General features: G+C 62.5%; 6 protein-coding genes and 1 rRNA gene. 1 reads left to right on the top strand and 6 read right to left on the bottom strand.

Annotation, left to right across the window (positions count from 1 at the left end; genetic code table 11):
- The 5 genes from ACI3K3_RS15525 to ACI3K3_RS15505 form a co-directional block, all read right to left on the bottom strand.
- Positions 1–692 (bottom strand): 16S ribosomal RNA (locus ACI3K3_RS15525); the annotation flags it as partial.
- A gap of 516 nt (positions 693–1,208) precedes the next feature.
- Positions 1,209–1,991, bottom strand: coding sequence for a sulfite exporter TauE/SafE family protein (locus ACI3K3_RS15520; protein WP_404915199.1), 783 nt, complete (start codon positions 1,989–1,991; stop codon positions 1,209–1,211).
- A gap of 34 nt (positions 1,992–2,025) precedes the next feature.
- On the bottom strand, positions 2,026–4,593 hold the full coding sequence (locus tag ACI3K3_RS15515; RefSeq protein WP_404915197.1) for a TonB-dependent receptor: 2,568 nt from the start codon (positions 4,591–4,593) through the stop codon (positions 2,026–2,028).
- Positions 4,594–4,696: 103 nt separating this feature from the next.
- Positions 4,697–4,951 (bottom strand): YezD family protein, encoded by a 255-nt coding sequence (locus tag ACI3K3_RS15510; RefSeq protein ID WP_404915195.1) that lies wholly within the window; start codon positions 4,949–4,951, stop codon positions 4,697–4,699.
- A gap of 264 nt (positions 4,952–5,215) precedes the next feature.
- On the bottom strand, positions 5,216–5,656 hold the full coding sequence (locus ACI3K3_RS15505) for an Rrf2 family transcriptional regulator (protein ID WP_313434589.1): 441 nt from the start codon (positions 5,654–5,656) through the stop codon (positions 5,216–5,218).
- Between the two features lie 364 nt (positions 5,657–6,020).
- On the opposite strand from ACI3K3_RS15505, the gene ACI3K3_RS15500 reads away from it, so the two are divergent.
- Positions 6,021–7,130 carry a calcium:proton antiporter gene (locus tag ACI3K3_RS15500; protein WP_404915193.1) on the top strand — a complete coding sequence of 370 codons (1,110 nt, stop codon included), beginning with the start codon at positions 6,021–6,023 and terminating at the stop codon, positions 7,128–7,130.
- A gap of 123 nt (positions 7,131–7,253) precedes the next feature.
- Here the strand turns inward: ACI3K3_RS15500 and ACI3K3_RS15495 are convergent, their stop codons facing one another.
- The gene (locus ACI3K3_RS15495) at positions 7,254–9,059 is read right to left on the bottom strand and encodes an AMP-dependent synthetase/ligase (RefSeq protein ID WP_404915191.1); all 1,806 of its coding nucleotides are present in this window, start codon (positions 9,057–9,059) and stop codon (positions 7,254–7,256) included.
- Between the last annotated feature and the right edge of the window lie 62 nt (positions 9,060–9,121).

Genomic DNA, 9,121 nt, shown 5'->3' with positions numbered 1-9,121 from the left:
TACTTGTCCAGTCAGTCGCCTTCGCCACTGGTGTTCTTCCGAATATCTACGAATTTCACCTCTACACTCGGAATTCCACTGACCTCTCCAAGATTCTAGCTACCTAGTTTCAAAGGCAGTTCCGGGGTTGAGCCCCGGGCTTTCACCTCTGACTTGAGCAGCCGCCTACGCGCGCTTTACGCCCAGTAATTCCGAACAACGCTAGCTCCCTCCGTATTACCGCGGCTGCTGGCACGGAGTTAGCCGGAGCTTATTCTCCCGGTACTGTCATTATCATCCCGGGTAAAAGAGCTTTACAACCCTAAGGCCTTCATCACTCACGCGGCATTGCTGGATCAGGCTTTCGCCCATTGTCCAATATTCCCCACTGCTGCCTCCCGTAGGAGTCTGGGCCGTGTCTCAGTCCCAGTGTGGCTGATCATCCTCTCAGACCAGCTAAGGATCGTCGGCTTGGTAGGCCATTACCCCACCAACTACCTAATCCTACGCGGGCTCATCCTTGGGCGATAAATCTTTGGTCCGAAGACATCATCCGGTATTAGCAGTAATTTCTCACTGTTATTCCGAACCCAAGGGCAGATTCCCACGCGTTACGCACCCGTGCGCCACTAGACCCGAAGGTCTCGTTCGACTTGCATGTGTTAGGCATGCCGCCAGCGTTCGTTCTGAGCCAGGATCAAACTCTCAAGTTTGGGTCCAATCTCACAACAGGACCAGTCAAAGACCGGCCACCTGACGTAAAATTAATTCAGGGATCATCACCCTGCACATATCTAAACGTATGGTTACGTAAGGACATGTTAAGGTAACGACTATCTACTGCCACCCCGAGCCCTGAAGCCCCGGGAGCAGGCGCCGTCGCCCACATGTCCCTTCATCTAAAACCTACAATGTCAAAGAACCACCAGACAAAAAACCCGGACAACCAGCAATCCCCACTTCTTGCGATTGGGGAGCATGTTGCCCGTAATGTCTTGGCGACCGTAGCAGAACCGTGTGGTCCGCTGCGGTGAGAGGTCCTCTAAGCGGGCCCCATGATTCGGTCAACACGCTAATTTCAAAAAAACGACATATTTTTCAAAACTCACGGATTTGCGCGGGTTTCTCCAAGGCGTGGAATCCGGTCCTGCCGGTTCCTCGTCATTCGGGGCAGGTTTCGGTCTCCCGTCCTGCCCCGAAAAACACGCCCTCCAGAGCGAGTCGCGATATCAAAGCCCCGGAACGAGATGCCAGGCCTTTGCTATGCTGAAGAGGCTGGTAGCGATGAGAACGAATGCCACGGCGAAGAGCAACACGCGTGCCGGCACGCGCTTGGCGAGATAGGCCCCGAAAGGTGCTGCCACCACACCGCCGATGATCATCCCCAAGGTTGCGACGCCGAAGGCGCTGAACCCGAGCGTGGCGATGAACGAGATCGAGATCGTCAGCGCCAGCAGGAATTCGGCCGTGTTCACGGTGCCGATTACCTTGGCCGGATCGCCGCCCTGGATCAGCAGGTTCGATGTGACGACCGGCCCCCAGCCGCCACCGCCCGCCGCATCGAGGAAGCCGCCTACGACGGCCAGCGGCCGGGTCGTGCGCGGATCCTCGAACCGGGGCTTCGACATGCGGATCGCCTTGACCAGCAGATAGAAGCCGATCCCGGTCAGATAGAGCATGATGTAGGGCCGAGCGACGGAGGCATCGATGTTGGAGAGAAGATAGGCACCCAACACCCCGCCCGCGACGCCGAATGGAACGAGCCGCTTGAACAGGCCCCAATCGACGTTGCGATGGGCGATATGGCTCGCCCCCGATGCGCCGGTCGTGAAGATTTCCACGAGATGCGTGGTGGCCGATGCGGCCGCCGGCGCGACTCCCAGGACGCTGACGAGCATCGTCTGGGAAATCACGCCGAACGCCATGCCCAAGGCACCGTCGATGACTTGCGCGGCAAATCCGACGATGATGAAGGGCACGAGGTCGCCAGGGCTTATGCCGAGATCGAACATGAGGTTGTCCTCCCTGTTCCAGAAGTTGCGAGGATCAGAAGCTGTACCGAACGGTCATGCCCCAGGTGCGCGGGTCGCCGGGAAGCCCTGCGATCAGCCCGGTGTTGCCGGGACCGACGAAGAGCTGGTCGAAGTAGTTCTGGTCGAAAGCGTTGCGGACCCAGCCGTAGATGTCAAATCCGCTTTCCGCCCGGAAGCCGAGCCGGAAGTTCGACAGGCTGTAGCCGTCGATCCAGGTATAGGCCGAAGGCGACGGGTTGGACGAGAAGTTCGAGCGATAGCTGCCGTCATAGCCGAAGTAGACCTCGCCCTCCTTGCCGAGCAGGGTGACAGGGTTGTTCACTTCGGCGCCGAAGGAGAACGACCACTCGGACACGCCCGGCAGGCGCTGGCCCGAGATATTGCAGTTGGCGGGGCTGAGCGAATTCGGCACGCCGGCCGCTCCCGGCGTCTGGCCTGCGCCCACGGTGGTGCCACCGGAAAGTTCGGGCGGGCACGGCGCGTCGACGAAGCGGCGATAGGTCGCATCGGTATAGGCACCGTTGGCGTAGAGATTGAAGCGTTCGCTCGGTCGAACCGAGAAGTCCACTTCGACACCCTGCGAGCGGACGGCGCCGGCGTTGGCCAGATAGCCGCGCAGCACGCCGAACTGGCCGTTGTTGACGTTGGCCTGGTAGTTCTTGATGTCGGTACGGAAGATCGAGAGGTTGAGCGTGGCCCGGCGATCCCAGAACTGCGACTTCACGCCCAGCTCGTAGTGGTCGACGTCTTCCGGCTTCACCGTGGCGGCCGCCAGGATCGGGTTGTTCTGGGCGTCGGTCGGTACGCCGTTCTGGTTGATCCCGCCCGACTTGAACGTCTTCGCATAGGTTGCATAGACCAGCACGTCGGGCGTGATCTTGTAGCTGGCGTTGAAATCGTAGCTGAAGTTCCAGTCGCTGAATTCGGGCGCGATTTCCTGCGGCGTGAATATCGCCAACTGCGCCGTTTTCACCGGGTTCGTCGGGCCGGTGGTCAGCACGGGATTGCCGGCGCCATCGAAGACGCGGCGTTGGTAATAGCCTTCCTTCTTGTCGTAGTTGAGACGCACGCCGGGCTGGATGGTCAGTTCGGGGGTGATGTGCCAGCTCAACTGGCCGAACAGGGCGGCACTGGTGTTCTTCAGGTATTGGGTGTTGTAGGCGGTGAGGCCGTTCAGCGTTGCCGGGTTACAGGCCAGCTGCTGCGCGGCGGTGGGGCCACAGCCCGAGGTTCCCGGCGGCACCACGGTGTCGCTGCCCGGATTGATGTTCCAGCGGCTGGCGGCGGAGCCTTGCGATTCCGTGCCCTGGGTATCGATCCGCTGGTAGAACCCGAAAGCGCCGACCACGAAGTCGATCTTGTCGCTACTGTAGTTGTAGCGCAGCTCCTGCGTATACTGGTCCTGCTGCGAGGGGTTCTGCGAGAGCGAGACGATCGGCAGGCCGGTGAAGTCGCGATCGTTCGACGGATCCCAGTCCCAGAAGCGCCAGGCCGTGATCGAGGTCACTTCGCCTTCGCCCAGGTTCCATTTCACGCGCAGCGAGGCGCCGCCGATCTTGTTCTTGGCCTGGAGGGGCGTGTCGAGATCGGTTCGGCGGTCGAAGGGATTGGTGCTGGGCGGCGCATAGCCCTGCGCGGCCGCGAGGGCGGCGAACTGACGGTTGAGCGCGCGCTGGGTCAGGCCGGTGCGAACATAGACCGAGCCGCAGCAAATGGCGTCCTGGGCGCTGTAGTCACCCGCCAGCGTGATCGCCAGATCTTCGGTCGGCTGCCACAGCAACTGGCCGCGCAGGCCGAGATTGTCCTGGCTCTGAATCCACTGGTTGGTGGTGACATTGCGGATCGTGCCGCGCCGGTCCGTGGTCGAGATCGCCAGGCGCGCGGCCAGCTTGTCGGTCAGGGGCCCCGAAATGGCGGCCTTGGCCTGCTTGAAGTTGTAGTTGCCGATCGAGACTTCGGCCTTGCCTTCGAAGTCGAAGGTGGGCTGGTTGGTGGTGATGTTGATCGCGCCGGCGGTGGTGTTCTTGCCGTAGAGCGTGCCCTGCGGGCCGCGCAGCACTTCGATCTGGGCGACATCGAGGAAGTCGAACGTGGCCGAGGCGACGCGTGAGTTGTAGACGTCGTCGACGTAGATGCCGACGCCCTGCTCGATGCCGTCGTTGGTAAGGCCGAACGGCACGCCCAGGCCGCGAATGTTGACGGCGGTGTTGCGGGGGTTCGAGGAATAGAACTGCAACGTGGGGGTGAGCTGCTGGAGCCTGCCGACGTTGAACGAGCCGGTCGAATCGATGTGCTCGCCGCCCACCACCGAGATCGCCAGCGGCACTTCCTGGCTCGATTCCTGGCGGCGGCGGGCGGTCACGAAGATTTCATTGCCGCGATCATGCGCGCCGGTGCCGACCGACGTGGGCGATTCCTGCTCGGCGGCGTCCGCGGTCGCGGCGGCGACGACCGGAGCGTCGGCGGGTGCGCGTTCATCGGCGAGTGCCGGTGCAGACGCCAGTGCCAGCGTCGTAATCGTGAACGTCAGGCACGCGAGCGGAAGCGGGGCCGGTAGCGGCCCGCGAATGATCTTTCTCATGAAATCCCCCTTGTTCGAATGTTATGCTGTTCGAAGATTGTGAAGGGGCTTACATCCGGCGGTCCGGTCTGCTTGCCTGTCGTCAGTTTCCAGTGTGGGCCGCTTACGAGGCGAAGCGCCGCCGTTCGGTAATGTCGAGCTGAACCAGCTTGCCGTCATGGACGGTCAATTGGATGACGCCATAGCGCATGTGATCGAGCGCATCGGCCACGACCTGTAGCGGAGCGGGCTTGGGTTCGCCCGCGTCCTTGGCCGCATCCTTGCCGAGATCCTTGCCAAAATCCTTGGCGTTATCCCTGGAGAGATGGAGTGCCGATCGCGTTCCCGATCGCTGGTGGTCCGTTGACGGTTGAGACATGGCGAATCTTTCTCCGAGCGCGATTTTGCGTCGTTGCCCCTGTTATTCTCAACCTAAAAAGTTGACAATAGTCCTACCCGAAAGTTTCTGTTTTTCACGCCAAAGCAAAATCTTTTTACGCCCAAGCGATGTCTGACTTCACCATTCGATATTCTGTCGATTTAGGATGAGCCAAGCGTTTTCAGGCGCGGAATCGCGCCGGAATTATAAGCCTGTTCAATATGTTATAGGTCATCGACCACTGGCGGGCCGTGAGCAGGTGGTTCAGTTCTGGCTGTCGATCTGCGCGGGTACGGGATCGATGCGATCCGACAGGCGTACCCCATCGAGCAGCTCCGCCGTGCGGTCACGCACTTCCAGCATGAGTGCGCGCGTACGGCACTCGCCTTCCTCAAGGCAGTTCTTGCACTTCTCGTGCGCGAAGCGGCTGGCGCAGGGCACCAAGGCCAGAGATCCGCGCATCAACCGGATCAGATCGCCATAAGTGATGTCGATCGGCGATACCGCCAGCCGATAACCGCCGTCCTTGCCGCGCTGAGAATCCACGATGCCGAAGCGGCTCAGCTCCGAGAGGATCGTGGTGAGGAACTTGGCGGGGATATTCTGGGCTTCCGCGATCTGGGCAAGCTGGATTGGACCTTGGCCGTAGTTATCGGCAAGGTGCTGCATGGCGCGAATGGCGTAGCGGGTCTTCTGCGAAAGCACGTTCCCGTCATGCGCCAGCACGAGCGGAAATGGCAAGGCTGCTGAAGGGGCATTTCACAGTTTCTCAGAGTCCGTTTGGAAATTCGCTGAAAGCGAATTTCGCGGCACCGGCCCGCGCCCCCACCCTACCACCCGCAGGATACTACCGTTGGGTGGTAGGGTGGGGGCGCGGGCCGGTGCCGCACCGAAAATGCCCTTTCGGGCATTTTCCAAACAGCCTCTCAGCCGGATCGGTCGACAATCGGTGGGGGGGGAAGCGCCGACAGGTCGGCGAGCCCTTGGCGGATTATGACGTCTTGTGTCTTCAACCGCGAAATACCCGGCGAAAACTGGCCCTTCCCGCGATTATCCGTATAGTGCCCGCATGAGCGACCAGCCTTCGGCCGTCAGGCCCCGCCCCGCCACTTTTCCCTGCTTCGCTCTCGCGCCGTGGTCCATCGTCGTGCCGATCCTGGCACTGGCGGCCATCGTGCTTGGCAAGCCCGGCACGATCCCGATGGCGGTCGTGATCGCCGTAGTGCTGGGCGGTGCGATCATGGCCGCCGTCTACCACGCCGAAGTGATCGCCCACCGGGTTGGAGAGCCGTTCGGAACCTTGATCCTGGCTTTCGCGGTGACGGTGATCGAAACCTCGCTGATCATCTCGATCATGCTGAGCGAAGGCGCCGGCGCGCAGGCTCTGGCGCGAGACACGGTGATCGCGGCGGTGATGATCACCATCAACGGCATCGTCGGGGTCTGCCTGCTGCTGGGAGGGGGTCGGCACCACGAGCAGGGCTATACCCAGTCCGGCGTGAACCATGGCCTCGCGATCCTGGCGACGCTTTCCATCCTCACCCTGGTCCTGCCCAACTACACCACCAGCGAAGCGGGGCCGTTCTACAACAACAACCAGCTCATCTTCGTCGCCATCGATTCGCTGGCGCTTTACGCCACTTTCGTGGTGGCGCAGACCATCCGGCATCGCGACCACTTCCTCTATCCCGAAGAGATCGGCGGGTCGCACGAGGCTGTTCCACCCGCCAAGGCAATCGCGGCCGGGGTCATGCTGGTGGTCGCGCTGGTGGCGGTGGTCCTGCTCGCCAAGGCGCTTTCGCCCTCCATCGAGGCGGGCGTCGCCGCGATCGGCGCGCCGCCTGCCACGGTGGGAATCATCATCGCCGCGTTGGTGCTGGCCCCCGAAAGCCTTGCAGCCCTGGGCGCTGCTCGTGCCAACCGGGTACAGACCAGCCTGAACCTGGCGATCGGATCGGCTCTGGCGACGATCGGGCTGACGATCCCGGCGGTCGCCATCGCCTCGCTGTCGATGGGGCTGGAGCTGGAACTCGGCCTCTCGTTCAAGACGACCGCCCTGCTCGGGCTGACCCTGCTGGTGGCAACGATGACCCTGAGCACCGGGCGGACCACCCTGGTGCAGGGCATGGTCCACCTGGTGATCTTCTCCGCCTATCTGTTCACGACTCTGGTGCCGTAACCACGGGCCGCTCTTTCGCCACGGTCGGCGCAAAAACGCTCGATTGGCGCAAAAAGCAGACGCAGAGAGGAAACGTGTCGGGAAAAACCGGACAGGACAGACAGTGCGAACCTGCCCCGCCCCTCAGTTCCGGTAGAGCGCGTCCATCCTCTCGCCGTAACGCTCCTTCAGCTTGTGGCGACGGATTTTGAGGCTGGGCGTCATTTCCTCGTTCTCGATGCCGAAGGGCTCGTCCGCGAAGGTGAACTGGCGGACCTTCTCGATCACCGAGAGATCGGCATTAACCCGGTCGATCGCCGCGCGAACTTCCGCACGGAAAGCGGGGAGGCCCTGCAAGGCCCTGAAGTCGAACTTTTCGCCATTGGTCTTGGCCCATTCCAGCGCCCAGTCGGCATCGGGCACGATCAGTCCGACGATGTAGGGGCGGCGGTCCCCCAGGACCATGGCCTGCGCGATCTCGGGCTGAAGCGTCAGCATGGACTCGACCTTCTGGGGCGAGACGTTGTCGCCCTTGTCGTTGACGATCATGTCCTTCTTGCGATCGGTGATCATGATCCGCCCGCGCGCGTCGATGTGGCCGACGTCGCCGGTGTGCAGCCAGCCGTCCTTCAGCACGGCATCGGTGGCAGCGGCGTTCTGCCAGTAGCCCTGCATCACCAGTTCGCCGCGCACGAGGATCTCGCCGTCCTCGGCGATCCGCACTTCGACATTGCGCAGCGGCGGGCCGACGGTGTCGTGCTTGATTCCGGCAGCCGGGCGGTTGCAGCTGATGACCGGCCCGGCCTCGGTCTGACCGTAGCCCTGAAGAAGGGTTAGCCCCATGGCATCGAAGAAGGCGCCGATCTCGGGATTGAGGGGGGCGCCGCCGGAAACCAGCGCCTTGATCCGTCCCCCGAACTTGGCGCGGACCTTGGGCCGCAGCGTCCGTTCGATCACCATGTCGAGCGGATAGTCCAGCAGCCGGCGACGCCCGGCCTGCTCGCGCCCGGCTATGCCCAGAGCCATCTCCATCAGGCGGGCGGGAACGGCGCCCTGCTTCTCGATCTGCTTCATGATGCGCGTGCGCAGCACTTCGAACAGGCGCGGGACGACGACCATGATCGTCGGCCGCACTTCCTCGATATTGGACGCCAGCTTGTCGAGGCCTTCGGAGTAGTAGATCTGCCCGCCCATCGCGATCGGCAGGTACTGGCCGCCGGTATGTTCGTAGGCATGGCTGAGCGGCAGGAACGAGAGGAATATCTCGCCCTCGTCGCAGCCGAAATCGTCGAAGATGATCTGCGCGCAGCCGGCAACGTTGGTCAGGATCATGCCATGATGCTGCCGCACCCCTCGCGGGGCTCCGCCGGTGCCGCTGGTATAGATGATGCACGCCAGATCCCTGCGGCGGAAATCCGAAACCCGTTCGTCCACTTCGGAACGCGCCCGGGCGGCATCGCCTTCGAGCAGGGCCGCCCAGTCGTGAACCTCATAGGCGCCGCCCTGCATCGGCGGCAGGGGCTCCATGCCGATCACGTGGCGGCACAAATCGGTCTGGACGACGGCCGGAAGCAGCGCCTTGCCGAGCTTCGCAGTGGAGACGATCGCCGCCCGCGCGCCCGAGTTCTCCAGGATATGGATGTGATCGCGTGTGGTGTTGGTGGTGTAGGCCGGCACGGTGACGCATCCCGCCGCCATGACCGCCAGGTCCGCCAGGCACCATTCGGGCCGGTTCTCGGACACGATCATGACCCGGTCGCCCGCCTGCAAGCCCATGCGCCGCAGCGAGGCAGCGATCAGGCCGACCTGACGCGCGGCCTGTGCCCAACTCGTGGAATGCCACGTTCCGTCCTGCTTGGACCAGAGCATGGGCGATTCGCCCAGCCGGTCAGCCCGCTTGAGGAACAGCGACACCAGGTTGGTGCACTTGTCGAAGTCACCAAGATCCATGCCGACCCTCATCCTCTTCAGCCATGCGGATTTGTCCGTTCCGATCAACGTCTAGGCGCGTA

This window comes from Novosphingobium sp. ZW T3_23, from assembly GCF_044987305.1.
In the GTDB taxonomy this organism is placed as follows: domain Bacteria; phylum Pseudomonadota; class Alphaproteobacteria; order Sphingomonadales; family Sphingomonadaceae; genus Novosphingobium.
The sequence above is the reverse complement of the archived record's forward strand: the minus strand, read 5'-3'. Positions and strand labels throughout refer to the sequence as shown.

Excerpts from the sequence above, each read along its gene's own strand:
- ACI3K3_RS15500 (WP_404915193.1), top strand. The coding sequence starts at position 6,021 with ATGAGCGACCAGCCTTCGGCCGTCAGGCCCCGCCCCGCCACTTTTCCC.
- ACI3K3_RS15510 (WP_404915195.1), bottom strand. The coding sequence starts at position 4,951 with ATGTCTCAACCGTCAACGGACCACCAGCGATCGGGAACGCGATCGGCA.
- ACI3K3_RS15515 (WP_404915197.1), bottom strand. The coding sequence starts at position 4,593 with ATGAGAAAGATCATTCGCGGGCCGCTACCGGCCCCGCTTCCGCTCGCG.
- ACI3K3_RS15520 (WP_404915199.1), bottom strand. The coding sequence starts at position 1,991 with ATGTTCGATCTCGGCATAAGCCCTGGCGACCTCGTGCCCTTCATCATC.
- ACI3K3_RS15495 (WP_404915191.1), bottom strand. The coding sequence starts at position 9,059 with ATGGATCTTGGTGACTTCGACAAGTGCACCAACCTGGTGTCGCTGTTC.